Origin of the sequence: Plantibacter lichenum, assembly GCF_050587525.1 — a bacterium.
GTDB lineage: Bacteria > Actinomycetota > Actinomycetes > Actinomycetales > Microbacteriaceae > Plantibacter.
The window spans coordinates 156,720-172,666 of sequence record NZ_JBOBFT010000010.1 but is presented as its reverse complement, the minus strand read 5'-3'; the positions used below and the strand labels follow the sequence as shown (position 1 = coordinate 172,666).

At 68.8% G+C, this 15,947-nt stretch carries 16 protein-coding genes; 11 read left to right on the top strand and 5 right to left on the bottom strand.

Annotated elements, in window-relative coordinates:
* Positions 1-9 precede the first annotated feature (9 nt).
* Positions 10-1,041 carry a LacI family DNA-binding transcriptional regulator gene (locus tag ACQ3HB_RS14835; protein ID WP_430920937.1) on the top strand — a complete coding sequence of 344 codons (1,032 nt, stop codon included), beginning with the start codon at positions 10-12 and terminating at the stop codon, positions 1,039-1,041.
* Between the two features lie 15 nt (positions 1,042-1,056).
* On the opposite strand, the gene ACQ3HB_RS14830 is transcribed toward ACQ3HB_RS14835, so the two are convergent.
* Together ACQ3HB_RS14830 and ACQ3HB_RS14825 are read right to left on the bottom strand one after the other, a co-directional pair.
* Positions 1,057-1,707, bottom strand: a complete 651-nt coding sequence (locus ACQ3HB_RS14830) for a Pr6Pr family membrane protein (RefSeq protein WP_430920935.1) — start codon at positions 1,705-1,707, stop codon at positions 1,057-1,059.
* Between the two features lie 198 nt (positions 1,708-1,905).
* Positions 1,906-3,099: an ROK family protein gene (locus ACQ3HB_RS14825; RefSeq protein WP_430920933.1), complete on the bottom strand. Its 1,194-nt coding sequence runs from the start codon at positions 3,097-3,099 to the stop codon at positions 1,906-1,908.
* Positions 3,100-3,338: 239 nt separating this feature from the next.
* Here ACQ3HB_RS14825 and ACQ3HB_RS14820 point away from each other — a divergent pair, with 239 nt between their 5' ends.
* The 7 genes from ACQ3HB_RS14820 to ACQ3HB_RS14790 all read left to right on the top strand — a co-directional run bounded on the left by ACQ3HB_RS14820 (position 3,339) and on the right by ACQ3HB_RS14790 (position 10,387).
* Positions 3,339-4,469 carry a substrate-binding domain-containing protein gene (locus ACQ3HB_RS14820; RefSeq protein WP_430920932.1) on the top strand — a complete coding sequence of 377 codons (1,131 nt, stop codon included), beginning with the start codon at positions 3,339-3,341 and terminating at the stop codon, positions 4,467-4,469.
* Positions 4,470-4,609: 140 nt separating this feature from the next.
* A complete protein-coding gene (locus ACQ3HB_RS14815; RefSeq protein WP_430920931.1) occupies positions 4,610-5,629 on the top strand; it encodes a phosphotriesterase family protein in 1,020 nt (339 codons plus the stop codon).
* On the top strand, positions 5,626-6,618 hold the full coding sequence (locus ACQ3HB_RS14810; RefSeq protein ID WP_430920929.1) for an ROK family protein: 993 nt from the start codon (positions 5,626-5,628) through the stop codon (positions 6,616-6,618). Before ACQ3HB_RS14815 ends, ACQ3HB_RS14810 begins: the two co-directional genes overlap by 4 nt.
* Positions 6,615-7,595 carry an ABC transporter permease gene (locus tag ACQ3HB_RS14805; protein WP_430920927.1) on the top strand — a complete coding sequence of 327 codons (981 nt, stop codon included), beginning with the start codon at positions 6,615-6,617 and terminating at the stop codon, positions 7,593-7,595. The genes ACQ3HB_RS14810 and ACQ3HB_RS14805 overlap by 4 nt, the downstream gene beginning before the upstream one ends.
* 8 nt (positions 7,596-7,603) lie before the next feature.
* A complete protein-coding gene (locus tag ACQ3HB_RS14800; protein ID WP_430920925.1) occupies positions 7,604-8,872 on the top strand; it encodes an alanine racemase in 1,269 nt (422 codons plus the stop codon).
* Positions 8,869-9,648: an ATP-binding cassette domain-containing protein gene (locus ACQ3HB_RS14795; protein WP_430920924.1), complete on the top strand. Its 780-nt coding sequence runs from the start codon at positions 8,869-8,871 to the stop codon at positions 9,646-9,648. Before ACQ3HB_RS14800 ends, ACQ3HB_RS14795 begins: the two co-directional genes overlap by 4 nt.
* Positions 9,649-9,775: 127 nt before the next feature.
* On the top strand, positions 9,776-10,387 hold the full coding sequence (locus ACQ3HB_RS14790) for a DUF1349 domain-containing protein (protein ID WP_430920922.1): 612 nt from the start codon (positions 9,776-9,778) through the stop codon (positions 10,385-10,387).
* Between the two features lie 97 nt (positions 10,388-10,484).
* Here ACQ3HB_RS14790 and ACQ3HB_RS14785 read toward each other — a convergent pair whose 3' ends face one another.
* Positions 10,485-11,525, bottom strand: a complete 1,041-nt coding sequence (locus tag ACQ3HB_RS14785; RefSeq protein WP_430920921.1) for a nitrilase-related carbon-nitrogen hydrolase — start codon at positions 11,523-11,525, stop codon at positions 10,485-10,487.
* 88 nt (positions 11,526-11,613) lie between these two features.
* Here ACQ3HB_RS14785 and ACQ3HB_RS14780 point away from each other — a divergent pair, with 88 nt between their 5' ends.
* Positions 11,614-12,528 carry a LysR family transcriptional regulator gene (locus ACQ3HB_RS14780; RefSeq protein WP_430920919.1) on the top strand — a complete coding sequence of 305 codons (915 nt, stop codon included), beginning with the start codon at positions 11,614-11,616 and terminating at the stop codon, positions 12,526-12,528.
* Here the strand turns inward: ACQ3HB_RS14780 and ACQ3HB_RS14775 are convergent.
* Positions 12,525-13,286, bottom strand: coding sequence for a TetR/AcrR family transcriptional regulator (locus ACQ3HB_RS14775; protein ID WP_430920917.1), 762 nt, complete (start codon positions 13,284-13,286; stop codon positions 12,525-12,527). The two genes, ACQ3HB_RS14780 and ACQ3HB_RS14775, sit on opposite strands and share 4 nt — an antisense overlap.
* Positions 13,287-13,424: 138 nt before the next feature.
* Here ACQ3HB_RS14775 and ACQ3HB_RS14770 point away from each other — a divergent pair, with 138 nt between their 5' ends.
* Complete coding sequence (locus tag ACQ3HB_RS14770; protein WP_430920916.1) at positions 13,425-14,165, top strand: SDR family oxidoreductase; 741 nt, start codon at positions 13,425-13,427, stop codon at positions 14,163-14,165.
* Positions 14,165-15,103, top strand: coding sequence for an SDR family NAD(P)-dependent oxidoreductase (locus tag ACQ3HB_RS14765; protein WP_430920914.1), 939 nt, complete (start codon positions 14,165-14,167; stop codon positions 15,101-15,103). The genes ACQ3HB_RS14770 and ACQ3HB_RS14765 overlap by 1 nt, the downstream gene beginning before the upstream one ends.
* An 89-nt stretch (positions 15,104-15,192) precedes the next feature.
* Here the strand turns inward: ACQ3HB_RS14765 and ACQ3HB_RS14760 are convergent, their stop codons facing one another.
* Positions 15,193-15,936 (bottom strand): SDR family NAD(P)-dependent oxidoreductase, encoded by a 744-nt coding sequence (locus ACQ3HB_RS14760; protein WP_430920913.1) that lies wholly within the window; start codon positions 15,934-15,936, stop codon positions 15,193-15,195.
* Positions 15,937-15,947 lie beyond the last annotated feature (11 nt).

The following is a 15,947-nucleotide window of genomic DNA, read 5'->3' as shown; positions in this document are numbered from 1 at the left end:
CGACTTCGGTTGACCGAAAGCGACCTGGCCCGCCACCTCGGGATCTCTCGTGCGACCGTCTCCCGAGCGCTCTACGGCAGCGGTCGGGTGTCCGATGCGACGCGGAAGCGCGTCATCGACGCGGCCGACGAGCTCGGGTTCGTCCCGAACATGATGGCGAGCGAACTCGCCGCAGGTCGGAGCGACGTCATCGGTCTCCTGCTGCGAGACTCCACGAACCCCGCGTACGGTCGGCTCTTCGACTCCCTGCAGAGTGCCGCACATGTGCGGGGGATGGAGCTCGTCTCCGTCACCGCCACTCATGACGGTGACGGGCAGAGCCAGGTTTCCGGGCTCCGGCGCCTGCTCGGGATGCGGGTCGCCGGTCTCATCATCGCGACCGGCGACGTATCCAGCGAGCGGCTCCTGCCGTTCCGCGACGAGGTTCCGATGATCAGAGCCGGGAGGCCGGAACCGCACCCGAGCATCAACGCCGTCTCCTACGACGAGCGGCTGCACGGCCGGATGTTGGCCGACCACGTGTATTCGCTCGGGCACCGGGGCGTGGCCGTCATCACGCCACCAGAGACGATCTCGCACCCGGAATGGACGCGGGCGACTGCGATGGCCGAACGGCTTACGGAACTCGGAGCGACCGTGCTCGTCGTTTCCGCCGTTGCGCAGGCCGATGGTGCTGATGCGGCTCTCGACGAGGTTTCGGCAGGTCGGGCCACGGCGATCATGTGCCCGACCGACCTCCGCCAGCTGGAGGTGCTGCGTGCGGCGGCGGCGCGTGGCATCCGTTGTCCCGACGACGTGTCGGTCACCGGGTGCGATGGGCTCCTGCACGGCTCGGACCTGCTCGGCCTCACGACCGTGCGCCTCCCCGTCGAAGCGCTCGCTGCACGCACCATCGAGCGGATGGCCGCGCTTCTGGCCGCGGTCCAGGGGCGGCCTGAGTCGGATCAGGCCGACGCGGCATCAGACGCACGCGCCGTCCACGACGTCCTCGCCGGATTCCTCGTCCCCGGCCGCACTGCTACGGCGATCAGCGACCGGTGACGAGCGCGGCCCCGATCAGCCCCGCGCGGTCGTCCGCTCCGTGACGCGTTCCGCACTGCGTGCGTTGCCGATCCAGCGGATCACGACGGCGAGCACGAAGAAGCCGACGAGCATCACGGCGCAGTACAGGGCGACACCGACGTAGCCACCGGGCTGAGCCGGGTTGAAGAACGGGTACGCGTAGAAGCCGGTCGCCGCCCCGCGGATGAGCGAGTACGCGACGTACACGGCGGGGAAGATCATCCAGACGAACGTGACGCGGAACGGCAGCGTGAGCCTCGGCGGCCAGAGGATCCAGTCGACGACGGCGACGATCGGGATGAGGAAATGCACGATCAGGTTGACCCACGGGATCAGGTCGCCGAGATCGACGTCGCGCAGCAGCGTGTTGAAGACGAGACCGACGAACGCGATGTACACGACGGCCCCACCACGGATCGCGACATCGGCCCGAGTGGGCGTGTGGTTCCGCAGAAGACGGATCGCGCTCACGATGAACACCACGGACACGAGCAGGTTCGACAGGTTCGTGAAGTAGCTGAAGAAGTTCACCACGCCGTAGCCCTTGGCGACCGTGACCGCGAAGAGCTGCGTGAGGACGGCGACGAGGCCCGCGGCAGCGAACAGGAGGCGGTACGCGACCGGGGCGATGAGGCGACTCTGCATGGAATCACCGTAGTGGTGGGCGGGTGGAGAGCGGTTGCGCCACACGTGTGGAGGAGCACGAGACGAGGAGAACTGCGTGGCGTGAGGACGGATCGAGGGGTCCGTCCTGCTCTCGGGCTGGTGTCCTGCTCTCGGGCTGGTGTCCTGCGGTCAGGCGGGGTCGCTCAGGCGGGGTCGCTCAGGACAGCTCGCTCAGGCTCACACCGGACGGGTCGCACGCCTCGCCGCATCGACCTGCGCCCGGGCGAGCGCGGTGCCGTGGGGGAGCCGGACGAAGGTGTCCTCATGGACGCCGAGCCCTTCGTACACACCGTGCAGAGCCGCGACGACGGCGCCGACCGAGCCGGAGAAGTCGCCCAGTTCCGCGGGTGCGAGGGTCGGCGAGACGCGGAGGTTCTGTTCGAGCGCGAGCTGGTAGCGGTCGAGCGTGGACGCGAGCGAGTTCGCGATGCCGCCGCCGAGCACGATCGTCTGCGGATCGCACGACACGGTCGTCGCCGTCAGGACGATGAGGAGCGCCTGGTCGAAGTGCGCACGGAGTGCCTGGAGCGCCGGGCCGGCATCCTCCGCGAAGAGCTCGTGCGGTTCACTCAGCTCGATGCCGGCCTCCGCGGCACGACGCAGGATGCCGCCGCCCGTGACGAGGTGTTCGAGACGCGTGCCGAGGGGTCCGACCGGGAGCTGACCGAACTCGCCGATGAGGCCGCGCTCGCCCTGGAGGATGCGGCCGTCGATCGCGAGACCGGCGCCGAGACCGGAGCCGATCGTGAGCATCGCGGCATTCGTCGCGGAGCGCGCGGCTCCGAAGTGCTGCTCGCCGAGGAGAGCGTAGTTGGCGTCGTTGTCGAAGCGGACGGGCCTGCCGATGGCCTCCTCGACGTCCCACAGGAACGCGCCGGCTTCGATCTGCGGCAGGTTGGGCGCGTTCGACACGGTGCGGTCGCGCTGGCTCACGGCGCCGGGCAGGCCGAGCGAGACGTGCTCGACGAGGTCCCAGACGTCGCCCGCCGCATCGCGGATGGTGTCTGCGAGCCAGCTCGCGAGTTCGAGGGAGGTCGTGTCGCCGGGAGTGGGCGTCTCGATGGCGATGAGCGGGTTGGCCAGGAGGTCGGCCACGATGAGTCGGGTGTTCGAGGCGCCGAGATCGATGCCGACGACATAGCTGCGGTCGGCCACGACATCGAGCTGGACCGCCCGCCGGCCGCGGGTCTCAGCGATGATCTCGGTCGTCTCGGTGACGATGCCCTCGGTGATGAGCTGGTCGACGGCGCGGGTGACGGTCGCGGCGGAGATGCCGGACGCCTCGGCGATCTGCTTCCGGCTGGCCGGGCGCGCGTGCATGAGCGCGGTCAGCACGGCTTTGCGGTTCAGCTCCCGCGTGTCCTGCACCATCGAGCCCTCGTTCCCCTATTGCGATCAGCTTGAACTCAAAACTACCGCAGTCGCGTCGATTCGACCAATGTCAGAGCTTTTCATCCGCCCGTAATCTGTTCGATACAAACTCGGGGTTGACTTTGATTGCTTGTTGAAATCAAAATGATTCACACAAGTCGATGGTGACGGGGTCACGGATGCTCTCCGCGGGCCGCCACCGGACAGGTCCCCCACCCGGTCACGGAAGGTCACACCCCATGAGCACAGCACCCACCACCCGAAGGTTCCGCTTGCGGGCCGCCGCAGTCGGCGCCCTCGCCCTGACGCTCGCCCTCGCGGGCTGCTCGGCAGGCGGAGGCGCCGCATCGACGGCATCGTCCACGCCCGCCGCCAAACCCAGCCTCGAATTCACCGGCCCCAACGGTGAGAAGCCCGGCGCGCTCTCCGAACTGTCCCTCACCCCCGAGGAGCAGACCAAGGTGAAGGAGGGCAAGTTCACCGCCGCCTTCGTCTGGCACACCTCGAGCGACTTCGTCACGGCCGTCGAGAAGGGCGCCCGCGACGAGTTCACGAAGCTCGGCATCGACGTCGTCGCCAGCACCCAGGCGAGCTTCAACGCCGCCACCCAGGCCAACAACGTGCAGACGGTCCTCGCGCTCAAGCCGAGCATCATCGTCACGATCGCGGTCGACCCGACCTCCGCGGCGAAGGCCTTCAAGCCTGCCGTCGACGCCGGAACGAAGCTCGTCATCATGACGACGCCGCCCGAGGGCTACAAGGCGGGCAAGGACTTCGTCTCGATCGTCACCGAGAACCTCACCGAAGCAGGACGCGACAACGCGGAGATCCTCGGCGACGCGCTCGGCAAGAAGGGCGACGTCGGCTACATCTCCTACAACGCGAACTTCTGGTTCACGAACCAGCGCGACGAAGCGTTCAAGTCGTGGCTCGCCTACGAGTACCCGGACATGAAGATCGTCGACGAGCAGGGCTTCGCCGATGAGACGGCCACGCAGACCATCGCCGCCGCCATGATCGCCAAGAACCCGAACCTCAAGGGCATCTACGTCTCCTGGGCCACCGCGGCACAGGGCGTCGTCGCCGCGATCAAGGCCTCCGGCCGCACCGACATCAAGGTCGTGACGAACGACCTCGACACCACGCTCGGCGCAGCGATGGTCTCCGGCGACACCGTCGCCGGCATGGTCGGCAACGGTTCGCTCGGCATCGGCAAGGGCCTCGCCCTCGCCGGCGCGTACGGCGTGCTCGACAAGGCCGCTCCCGAGCTGGTCGCCTCCGACCCCACCAAGGTCACGAAGTCCGATCTCGACAAGGGGTGGGAGTCCGACTACGGAACCAAGCCCCCGTCGAGCGTCACCGGAGGCTGACCCACAGACCGGGCGGGGCGGCGGATCCCCCCAACTGCCGCCTCGCCCGCCCAACCGCACCACCCTCTAGCAGGCTCAGGGACGCACGTCCGGTCCCTGAGCCTGTCGAAGGGCACCACTCGCACCACCGAAGGAGAACCATGCCAGGGCAGGTCACCACCGTGCTCGGGCCGGTCCCAGCCGATCAACTGGGCCGGGTCATGCCACACGAACACCTCTTGTCCCTGACCCCCGGTCCGTGGCAGAGCGGCGGAACCCGTGCAGCGGGAGTCGATGCCGTCGAGCTCGCGGTCGCGGCCCTCGCCGGGCTGCAGGACCTCGGCTTCGGAACCGTCGTCGACCTCAGCCCGTACGGCGTCGTCGGCCGTGACGCGGACGGCGACAACGCTGCGCTCCTCATCGAGGTGTCCCGGCGCACCGGTCTCCACATCGTCTCCGGGACCGCGTTCTACCTCGAGTCGTACTCGCCCGCCTGGTCGCGGGAAGCGGACCTCGCCACCCTGACCGAGCGACTCCTGCGGGACGTGCGGCACGGCATCGGCGAATCCGGTGTCCGCGCGGGCATCTTCGGCGAACAGGCGACGAGCCTCGGCGAGATCACCGCACACGAGGAGAAGTGCCTCCGCGCCATCGGCCGTGCGCAGCGCGAGACCGGCCTCTCGATCATGACCCACACGACCCACGGCACGATGGCCGTCGAGCAACTCGACATCCTGCGTTGGGAAGGCGTCGACCTCGATCGCGTCGTCGTCGGACACATGGACACCCATCTCTCCCGTGACCTCGTCCGCGAGGTCCTCGACCTGGGTGCTCGCATCGCGATCGACACGATCGGCAAGGAGACCTGGGACTTCTTCCTCGGGCCGGAGCCGGAGGACCGCCCGGAGGGCGAGTTCGGAAAGCACTCGTTCCACCGCTCGGACGCCGGTCGGGCCGACCTCGTGGCCTGGCTCGTCTCCCTCGGGTACACCGACCGCATCCTGCTCGCCGAGGACCTCACCGGCGCCGAGGTCTGGATGAACCCGGGCACCCACGGGCAGCTCGGCTACTCCTACCTCGGTGCAGCCTTCGTGCCGGCGCTCCTCGAACGCGGTGTGACCGAAGCCCAGATCGAGCACCTGCTCGCGACCAACCCCGCACGCGTCCTGGAGGTGCTGTGAACGCCTCACACCAGCCGCTCTCCGGCGCTGCCGCGGACAGCCCCCGATTCGTCGTCGGCATCGACCTCGGCGGGACGAAGGTCCGGGCGGGGCTCGCCGATCTGACCGGCCGTGTGCTGTACGAGGTGGCGGAACCGACGATCGACGGCGGCGGGCGCGGTCTCGTGACCCAGCTCGCCGACATCGTGAGCCGTCTCGCCGTCGCCGCCGGGGCCACCTCGGTCGATGTCGTCGCAACAGCGATCGGCGGCGCCGGCGTCGCCGACGGGTCGTCCGGCCAGTTCGACCGAGCACCCAACCTCGGCGACCTCGCCGGATTCAGCCTCACGGGCGAGCTCGAAACCGCGCTCGGCCACCCCGTCGTCCTCGAGAACGACGTCAACATCGCGGCCCTCGGCGAACTCCACGAGGGTGCCGGAGAACGCCACGACAGCTTCGCCTTCGTCTCGGTCGGCACCGGCATCGGCGTCGGCCTCATCCTCGACGGCAAGCTCTGGGCCGGTGCGAACGGCGGAGCGGGCGAGATCGGCTACCTGCCGCTCGGAGCCGATCCGCTCGACCCCGTCTCGCACCGCAGAGGAGCGCTCGAAGAGGTCGTCGCCGGCGACGCGATCACCGGCAGGTACACGCTCCATTCCGGGGAGGCGTCCCACAGCGCAGCAGAGGTCTTCGACCGCGCGGAACTCGGCGACGCCCACGCCGTCGCCTCCCTCGACGCCGAAGCCCGCTGGCTCGCCCACGCGCTCGTCGCCGTCGACGCCGTGGTGAATCCCGGCCTCTTCGTCCTCGGCGGCGGGATCGGCACACGCGTCGAACTCCTCGAACCCATCCGCGACTGGCTCGTCCGGCTCGGGCGACCGGACCTCCAGGTCGTCATCAGCACCCTCGGCTCCCACGCGCCCATCGCCGGCGCCGTGCGCTTGGCCATCGACACCGCACGCCACTCCGAAGAGACTGAGCGCACCCCACGAGAAAGAGAAGCATCATGACAACCACGACGACCGACGGCCGCAAGACCGCCGGCGAAGCCCTGCGACACGTCGATTGGAGGCAGTACGTCGTCTACATCGGCTTCGTCGTGGTCTTCATCTACTTCGCCGCCACGCAGGGAGGCAACTTCCTGAACGCCACCACCCTCGTCAACATCATCACGCAGGCGGCCCCCATCACGGTCATGGCCGTCGGTGCGGTGTTCGTGCTCTCGATCGGGCACATCGACCTCTCCATCGGCTCGACCGTCGCGCTCGCCTCACTCGGCGCCGCCGTCACCCTGCAGTCCACGCACCAGTGGTGGATCGCAGCCCTCGCCGGGCTCGCGATCGGCGCAGCCGTCGGTGCGGTGAACGGTGCGTTCGTCACGATCATGCGGCTGCCGTCGTTCCTCGTGACGCTCGCGACGATGGGACTCGTGACGGGGCTCGCCCAGCAGCTCACGAACCTGCAGTCGGTCCCGGTCACCGAGCCCGTCTTCAGCTTCGTGTTCGGCGGCGGCACCCTCCTCGGCATCCCGATCCTCATCTGGTGGACCGTGATCATCGTCGCGATCGGTTGGCACGTGCTGCGCCAGCGTCGCTTCGGTGCTCATGTGCTCGCGGTCGGCAACAAGCCCGCGGCTGCGGCCGTGAGCGGCATCAGGGTCAACCGGGTCACGATGATCGTCTTCATCCTGAGCGGTGTGACCGCAGCGCTCGCCGGCCTCCTCTACGCCGGCCGCCTCGCCGGAGCCACCTACACGCTCGGCACCTCCGACCTCATGAGCGTGCTCGCCGCGGTCATCGTCGGCGGCACCGCGCTCACGGGCGGCAAGGGCTCGATCATCGGCGCCCTCGTCGGCAGCCTGTTCATGAGCATGATCAACTACGGCCTGCTCCTCGCCGGTCTCAACGTGGCGCAGCAGATGATCGTGCGCGGCGTGATCATCCTCATCGCCGTCTCCCTCTCCCTCCGCGCCAAGAAGAGCAGTTAGGACCACCGATGTTCTTGGACCTCCTCCGCCGCCGCAACCCGACGCTCCTCGAAGCGGCCGCGCGATTCCACCAGGACGGGACGATCCCCGCCAACACGTACGTGATCGACCTCGATGCGGTCACTCGCAATGCGACGGCGCTCGCGACCGAAGCCGCACGGCTCGGGCTCACGCCGTTCGCGATGACCAAGCAGATCGGACGGAACCCCGACGCGTCCCGGGCGATCGCCGCCGGGGGCATCAGCCACGCGGTCGGTGTCGACCTCGAGTGCGCGATCGCCGCCGCGGCGGGCGGGCTCGCGGCGGGTCACCTCGGTCACCTCGTGCAGATCCCCAAGCACCGTGCGTCCGAGGCCGCTGCACTCGCACCCCTCTACTGGACGGTGTTCTCCGAGACGAAGGCCGCCGAGGCCGGTGCGGCCGCGCTCGCCGCCGGTCGCTTCCAGGACGTGCTGCTGCGCATCGTCGCCCCGGGTGATCGTTTCTATCGCGGTCACGAGGGTGGATTCGACGCGGCCGACGTCGTGGCACTCGCCGATCGCATCGATGCCATTCCCGGCGTCCGGTTCGCGGGGATCACGACGTTCCCCGCCACCCTCTTCGATCGAGAGACCGGGACGGCGGCGTCCACGCCGAACCTCGCGACGCTCACGACCGCACTGCGGGCCCTCGAACGTGCCGGACGCCAGGACGTGCAGGTCAACGCGCCGGGCACGACGTCGGTCTCGATCCTGTCGACGCTCGCAGAGGCAGGTGCCACCCAGGTGGAGCCGGGCCACGGGCTCACCGGCACCACCCCGCTGCACGCGGCGCACGACCTCGTCGAGGAACCGGCGATCGCCTACGTCTCCGAGGTCTCGCACCTCTGGAACGGCGACGCATACGTCTTCGGCGGCGGCCTCTACGTCGACCCGGTCCTCGAAGGGACGCCGACGAGCGCCCTCTTCGTCTCACCGGGCGCCGACGTCGCGACCGCGCCGGAACTGCACGTGGACATGCCGGCGGCCGACGCCATCGACTACTACGCGAGCGTTCCGCTCGGCGACCATCGTGCGGCACCGGGCGACACCGTCCTCTTCGGGTTCCGCCCGCAGGTCTTCGTGTCGCGCGGACTCACCGCCGGGATCTCGGGGCTGTCCACGGGCAACCCGCGGGTCGAAGGCGTCTGGTCCGCCGACGGCTCCGCGCCGCTCACGATCGCCGATGCGCTCGACGGCATCAACCGCTCCATCTCATCCAGTTCCAGCGCTTCCACCGCATCCGGGAGGACGGCATGACCATCGCAGACACCACTTCGACCCCCGGCTCGGCCGGGGCGGCAGTCAACCCGCTGCGGCTCGACGGCATCACGAAGCACTTCGGCGGCATCGTCGCGATCAAACGGTTCGACCTCGAGATCGAACCGGGCGAGATCGTCGCGCTCGTCGGAGACAACGGCGCCGGCAAGTCCACGCTCGTGAAGATCATCTCCGGGCTCTACCAGCCGACCGATGGCGAGATCTGGTTGAACGGGGCTCGCACGAGCTTCCGGGACGCCTCGGACGCCAGGAACAAGGGTGTCGAGGTCGTCTATCAGGACCTCGCGCTCGTGGACCTGCAGCCCGTGTACATGAACCTGTTCCTCGGCCGCGAGTTGCGGAAGAAGCCGTTCGGCATCCTCGACCGCAAGGCGATGGCGACGCGCACGCAAGCGCTCGTCGACGAACTCGACGTGCGGATCCCGTCCGCGAAGGCCGCGCTCAGCGACCTGTCCGGCGGACAGCGGCAGGGCATCGCCATCGCTCGCGCCACGCACTGGTCGAGCAGCCTCGTGCTCATGGACGAACCGACCGCGGCCCTCGGCGTCGCCGAGACGGCGAAGGTGGAGGAGACCATCCTCAAGCTCAAAGCGCGCGGTGCGGCCGTGCTCATCGTGAGCCACAACATGGAGCAGGTGTTCCGCATCGCCGATCGGGTCACCGTGCTGCGCCGCGGCACGCAGGTCGCCACGAAGACGGTCGCGGAGACGACGCACAACGAGCTCGTGTCGATGATCACGGGTCTCACCTCCTGACGTCTCTCCCGCGACGCGAGGACAACTGCCTGAGGCGAGGACGGATCCACGGATCGGTCCTCGCCTCAGGCAGTTCTCCTGTTCTCCTGTTCTCCTGCGGGTGGTCCGTCGCATCTAGGCTGGGCGCATGGCCGAGATCGTCGTTCCGAGCGTCCCCTTCCCGTTCCGTTCCGAGGGGCCGTCGTCCGGCATCGCCCCCGTGGTTGAGGACGGCCGAGTGGTCCTGACCGCCGCGGCGGGTGCAGACCTGTTCGTCCACCCGTCCGGGACAGTGCGGCGGCCCGATGCCGAACGTTTCCTCGCCGAGGTCACCGGCGACTTCGTCTTCAGCGCGCACGTGACGGCGGAGTTCTCGAGCAGCTTCGACTCCGGTGTCCTCATCGGCTGGATCGATGCGGAGAACTGGTTCAAGATCTGCTCCGAGCGGGATCCGGTGGGCGGTGTCGATGTCGTGACCGTCGTCACGCGCGGGACGTCCGACGATGCGAACGGCTGGGAGATCGGCCCGTCCGGCGCGTACCTCCGCATCGCGCGCATGGGCAACGTGTTCGCACTGCACAGCTCTGCCGATGCCGTCAGATGGTCGCTCGTCCGCTACTTCTCGATGGGCGAGACGGTTCCGGACACGATCAAGCTCGGCGTCCTGGCCCAGTCCCCGACGGGTGCGGGCACCACGGCCACCTTCACGGACGTCGCCTTCGAAGCGCGCACCCTCGCCGCCATCCGCGACGGTTCCTGAGGCTGCTGCTTCCTCGGCTCCCTGTGCTCATCGGTGTCGTGACGCTGGACCGAGAGCTCGTGGACCGCAACAGGACCCCGATGAGCGAAAGCCCGTGTCACGGCCGCACGGGCTCCGTTGAGAATCGCGCGGCCCGCGGATCGAGTTCGTCGCCCCTGCGCTCGGTGAGGAGCCCGTAGAGCTCGGGTCGCCTTCCACGCATCCATCGTCTGCCGGTCGAGAGGGGGACGAGGTCGAGATCGAGATCTGCCGTGACGATCGCCTCATCGGCGATCCAGGTCTCGGCGATGATCGCTCCGTACGGATCGATGATCATGGCGTTGCCGGTCCGGATCTCGTCATCATCTCGTCCGACCCCGTTGCTGAACAGGATGAAGAGCCCGTTGTCGTGCGCGCGTGAAGGGAGCCAACGGAGGAGCCAGCCGCGCCCGTTCGGGCCCCTGAACGCGGCTTCGATCGCGGCGGGCTCCGCGGCGCGGTCCTCCCAGAGTTCGAGGGGGATCGGCTTCATGCCGCGGGGGCTGCGGGAATCGGTGCCACCCGTCTGGTGCGGGGCGATGAGGACTGTCGCACCGAGCAGCGCCGTTGCTCGCACGTTCTCCACGAGGTTGTTGTCCCAACAGATCAGGATGCCGGCGCGGACGCCCCAGGGGGTGTCGAAGACGGTGAACGCCGAGCCGCTCGCGATCGCGTCGTGCTCGAACGCGTGGAGTTTGCGATGGGTGTGGGTCGAGCCGTCCGGAAGGCACACCGAGTACGCGTTGAAGAGGCGGCCGTCATCGCCGAGTTCGAGGTAACCGACGCCGATGCCCGCGTCGAGTTCGCGAGCGAGTGAGCGGACGGCGCCGAGACGGACACCTGACGTCTGTTCTGCGAGTTCGTGGAGCCGCTGGGCCGTGTGGTTGCGGAGGTGCCAGTATCCGAGGAGGCACATCTCCGGGAAGACGATGAGCTCGGCCCCTTCGGCTGCGGCCGCGAACGCGAGCCGGCGCACGGTCTCCAGGTTCGCGTCCGGATCATCGGGAACGGCTTCGAACTGGATGACGGACGCCCTGATGCTTGCGGAGTCAGCCGGTGCGTCGGCGGCGATTGCGGGAGCGGCGGCGGCGGGAGCGTTTGCGGAATCGTGGTGCGGCATGGGAACTCCTTGGGGTCGTTCCTCTAGGCTCGGCGTGCTGAAGCATTCTGTCCAATGACAAGTGCTCGCCATTCAATTCCTTGAGGGAATGGACGTCGAGCCCGAGGCGAGGAGCATCGTGGAGCTGCGTCTGTTGCGATCGTTCGTCGCCGTCGCCGAGACGGGGAACTTCGGCACTGCCGCCACCCGCCTGCGGGTGACGCAGCCCGCGCTCACGAAGCAGATCCAACAGTTGGAGCGGCAGGGCGGGACGGCGCTCTTCGTGCGGGGCCGTCACGGGGCCGCGCTCACCGCCGCTGGCCAGCTGGTCCTCGCGGACGCCGTCGAGCTCCTGCGGCGTGCGGACGACCTCGATCGGCGGATCCGTCGGGTCGCGGAGGGCCTGGAGGGATCGCTCGCCGTGGGATTCGGCATGTCCTCGATCGATGTCGCCCCACAAGCGGTCGCCGCGTTCCGGACGGCGCACCCATCGGTCGAGGTGCGACTCGAGGACATGTCGTCCTCTGCGCAGTTCGAGGCGCTCGAGACCGGACGGCTGACGGTCGGTTTCGTGCGCCTGCCCGCACCGCGCGGGATCACCGTGCGCGAGATTCATCGGGACCGCCTCGCGGTGGCAGTCCCCGCCGGAGAGCCGCTCCCCGACGGAAGCCGGAACGCTCTCCGCGTGTGGCTGGACGAGCGGCCGCTCATCCGTCTCGTGCCGTCCCGTGGCCCCGGTCTCACGGCTCAGGCCGAGCTCCTCTTCACCGACCTCGGCTGCCGGCCATCGCTGCAGCACGAAACCTCGGATCTGCTCACGGTGCTCGCCCTCGTCGCGGCCGGAGTCGGCTCGGCGATCGTGCCCACCAGCGCGGAGGCGATCGCCCCAGCGGGTGTGCAGCTGCTCCCGATCGATACTGATTCGTCCGAGTGGACCGTTGGCATCGCTTGGCATACGGGGAACGCCGATCCGCTGATCCCGCTGTTCGTGGACTGCGTCGCGAAGGAGAGCGAGCCGGGCTAGTCCGCGTCGACGACGCGCTCCAGCCAGCGGTCGAGGAGCGCAGACTCGACGGGCTCGAGGGTTTCCGTGCCGGAGAGGGCGAGCTGGGCGCGCAGGCGGGCCGCGGCCGCCCCGATCGGTGAACCGGCCTCGGTCATGGGCGCGGCACTCGCCGCATCCGGCTGCTCCAGGAGGATCGACGCGAACACGGCATCGCGCATCCGGTGGGAGAGGGAGGCGTCCGCGAACAATTCCGGCTTCGCGATGTGGTTGAGCACGAGCCCCACGTTGGCGGAGAGGATGAGCTGGGCCGCGATCTGCGGTGAGACCGTGAGCGCGCCGATCGCCACGCACCGGGTGAGGGTCTTGTCGAGGAGTCCGAGGATGCGTTCGCGCGCGGTCGACGTGGACCAGGGTCGCGGCACGAACATCAGTTGGTAGAGGGCCTGGTTCTCGCGAGCGAACTCCATGTGGCCGTCCCAGCCGGCGCGGAGGTCGGCGACAGGGTCTGCCGTCTCGGCCTCGGCGCCCTTGATCGCCGCGTAGCGTTCGAGCCCGGCGTCTGCGAGGGCGTCGAGGAGACCGCGCTTGTCGCCGAAGAGTCGATAGAGGACGGGCTGGGTGACGCCGACGGCATCGCACACGGCGCGGGTGGCGATCTCGTTGTCGGTCGATGCGACGAGCTGCTCTTCTGCGGCGGCGAGCATGCGTTCGCGCAGGCTCGCGGTCTCGGGGGAGAGAGTCGCGACGGTGCTCGCAGCCGGGTTCTCGGTCATCATGTAATCAATGATACGACAACTTGTTACCGATGCTACGAATCTGTGTTATCGTTTCCGCATAGCACTGATACGGCGGCATCGAATCATCGAGATCGAGATGTCCGAACAGCCGTGTCCATACCCTCTGAGGAGCAACAGATGTCTGAACAGGAACAGCGCGTCGCGATCGTCACCGGCGCCTCACGCGGCATCGGCCGGGCCGTCGCGACGACGCTCGCCGACCGCGGATTCGCCGTCGTCGTCGGGTACGCGGGACGCGCATCGTCCGCGGCCGAGACGGTCGACACCATCACGGCAGCCGGCGGGCGGGCCATCGCGGCTCAAGCCGACGTGGCCGATGAACACGAGGTCGCGGCGATGTTCGACGCCGCCGAGCAGACCTTCGGCGGCGTGGACGTCGTCGTGAACTCGGCAGGCCGCATGTCGCTCTCGACGATCGCCGACCTCGATCTCGCCGACCTCGACGCGCAGCATCGCACCAACATCCGCGGCACCTTCGTCGTCGCCCGCGAGTCCGCCCGTCGGATCCGCAACGGCGGCGCCATCGTCAACGTGTCCACCTCCGTCGTCGGACTGCAGTTCCCGACGTACGGGGCCTACGTCGCCAGCAAGGGCGCCGTCGAAGCGATGACACTCATCCTCGCCCGCGAGCTGCGCGGCCGTGACGTCACCGTGAACGCCGTCGCCCCCGGCCCCACTGCGACCGACCTCTTCCTCGACGGCAAGGACGAAGCCACCATCGAACACCTCGCCAAGCAACCGCCGCTCGAACGCCTCGGCACCCCGGCCGACATCGCCGGCGTCGTCGCGTTCCTCACCGGCCCAGACGGGCACTGGGTCAACGGCCAGGTCGTCCGCGCCAACGGCGGGATCGTCTGATGACCGGGACTGCAGGACAGAGCACGCCCGGCATCGGCGAGGTGCCCCAGGTGGTCGTCGTCACGGGCGCATCGAGCGGATTCGGTTACCGGTCCGCGCTCTCCCTCGCGAGGGCCGGGCATCATGTGGTGGCAGGGATGCGCAACACGGCCGGGCGCAACGCGTCGGTGGTCGCTGAACTCGACTCGGTCGCGCTGGCCGAGGGGATCACGATCTCCGCGGTCGAGATGGACATCCAGTCCGAAGCGTCCGTCGAGGAGTCCATCGCCCGGATCATCGGCCGCCACGGTCGACTCGACGTCGTGGTGCACAACGCCGGCCACATGGTGCTGGGGCCGGTCGAGGCCTTCACGCCGGAGCAGCTCGCCGCGGTGTACGACGTGAACGTCCTGGGTGCACAGCGCGTGAATCGTGCCGTGCTCCCACTCCTTCGCGAGCAGGGCAGCGGGTTGCTGCTCTGGGTCGGGAGCTCCTCCACCCGCGGCGGCCACCCGCCGTTCCTCGCGCCCTATTTCGCGGCGAAGGCGGCGATGGATGCGATCGCGGAGAGCTACGCGGCCGAAGTCATCCGCTTCGGTATCGACACCTCGATCGTTGTTCCGGGCGCCTTCACGTCCGGAACGAACCACTTCGCGAACGCCGGGAAGCCGGCCGATGCCGAGCGCGAGCGAGCCTACGACGCTGAGTACGGACGGCTCCGCGGCGACCTCACGGACCGCCTCGCCTCGATCGTGCCGGACGGGGCCGATGTGCAGTCGGTCGCCGATGAGATCGTCCGCATCGTGGGACTCGCCCCCGGCTCGCGTCCGTTCCGCAGTCACGTCGACCCGAGTCGTGACGGGAGCGAGGTCGTGTCCGCGGTCGCCGATCGCATCCGCCACGAGTTCTATCATCGTGTCGGCATCGCGGACCTGCTTCCCGCGAACGACGCACTGTAGCTCGCGGCGCCGCTCATCGGTGGCGTCCTGTCGTCCGCGAGTGCGCGGAACAGCGGGACGCCACCGATGAGCGTGTGACGCAGGGGCGGTCAGCGCATTTTGATGCCGCCGCCGTCGAGCATGATCGTCTGGCCCGTGATGTACCGGGAGGCGTCGCTCGCGAAGAAGACGACGGGAGGGGCGATGTCCGTGGCGATGTCGCCGATGCGGCGCAGCGGGACGATCGACAGCGCGTGCGCCGCCTGCTCCGGGTAGGCGTCGGTCCACCACTTCACGCCGTCGGTGAGGGCGAACGGGCAGACGACGTTCACGCGGATGCCCTCCGGCCCCCACTCGTTGGCGGCGACGCGTGTGATCCCGCGGATCGCCTCCTTCGCGGCTGCATACGAGCCCTGGTTCGGGTCGCCGCTCAGTCCGGCGCCGGAGGCGAAGTTGATGATCGAGCCCTGGGAGGATGCGAGGGCGTCGTGGCAGGCCTGCATGAGTCGCAGGGTGGGGAGGAAGCTCGAGTTGAAGACCTGCTCGAGGTTCGCGTCGTCCACCGCGAGCAGCGGCGCCGGGGTGGACGAGTTGGCGTTGTTCACCAGGGCGTCGATGCGACCGAACGCGTCCAGCGCTTCGTCGCGGATGGTCTCCGCGGACCGGGGGCTCGCGAGATCGATCTCGAGGAAGCGCGCATCGTTTCCGAGCTCCTGCTCGAGTGCTCGGCCCGCGTCCGCCGAGACGTCGACGAAGAGGACCTTCGCCCCGGCTTCGACGAAGGCCCTCGTGAGGCCTCGGCCGATGCCGCCTGCGCCGCCAGTGATGATCGCGACTTTGCCGGTGAGTTGCATGGTGGTGCTCC

Coding starts and splice junctions, on each gene's coding strand:
- ACQ3HB_RS14830 (WP_430920935.1), bottom strand. CDS start 1,707: ATGCAGAGTCGCCTCATCGCCCCGGTCGCGTACCGCCTCCTGTTCGCT.
- ACQ3HB_RS14825 (WP_430920933.1), bottom strand. CDS start 3,099: ATGGTGCAGGACACGCGGGAGCTGAACCGCAAAGCCGTGCTGACCGCG.
- ACQ3HB_RS14820 (WP_430920932.1), top strand. CDS start 3,339: ATGAGCACAGCACCCACCACCCGAAGGTTCCGCTTGCGGGCCGCCGCA.
- ACQ3HB_RS14815 (WP_430920931.1), top strand. CDS start 4,610: ATGCCAGGGCAGGTCACCACCGTGCTCGGGCCGGTCCCAGCCGATCAA.
- ACQ3HB_RS14805 (WP_430920927.1), top strand. CDS start 6,615: ATGACAACCACGACGACCGACGGCCGCAAGACCGCCGGCGAAGCCCTG.
- ACQ3HB_RS14800 (WP_430920925.1), top strand. CDS start 7,604: ATGTTCTTGGACCTCCTCCGCCGCCGCAACCCGACGCTCCTCGAAGCG.
- ACQ3HB_RS14795 (WP_430920924.1), top strand. CDS start 8,869: ATGACCATCGCAGACACCACTTCGACCCCCGGCTCGGCCGGGGCGGCA.
- ACQ3HB_RS14790 (WP_430920922.1), top strand. CDS start 9,776: ATGGCCGAGATCGTCGTTCCGAGCGTCCCCTTCCCGTTCCGTTCCGAG.
- ACQ3HB_RS14785 (WP_430920921.1), bottom strand. CDS start 11,525: ATGCCGCACCACGATTCCGCAAACGCTCCCGCCGCCGCCGCTCCCGCA.
- ACQ3HB_RS14780 (WP_430920919.1), top strand. CDS start 11,614: ATGGACGTCGAGCCCGAGGCGAGGAGCATCGTGGAGCTGCGTCTGTTG.
- ACQ3HB_RS14775 (WP_430920917.1), bottom strand. CDS start 13,286: ATGATGACCGAGAACCCGGCTGCGAGCACCGTCGCGACTCTCTCCCCC.
- ACQ3HB_RS14770 (WP_430920916.1), top strand. CDS start 13,425: ATGTCTGAACAGGAACAGCGCGTCGCGATCGTCACCGGCGCCTCACGC.
- ACQ3HB_RS14765 (WP_430920914.1), top strand. CDS start 14,165: ATGACCGGGACTGCAGGACAGAGCACGCCCGGCATCGGCGAGGTGCCC.
- ACQ3HB_RS14760 (WP_430920913.1), bottom strand. CDS start 15,936: ATGCAACTCACCGGCAAAGTCGCGATCATCACTGGCGGCGCAGGCGGC.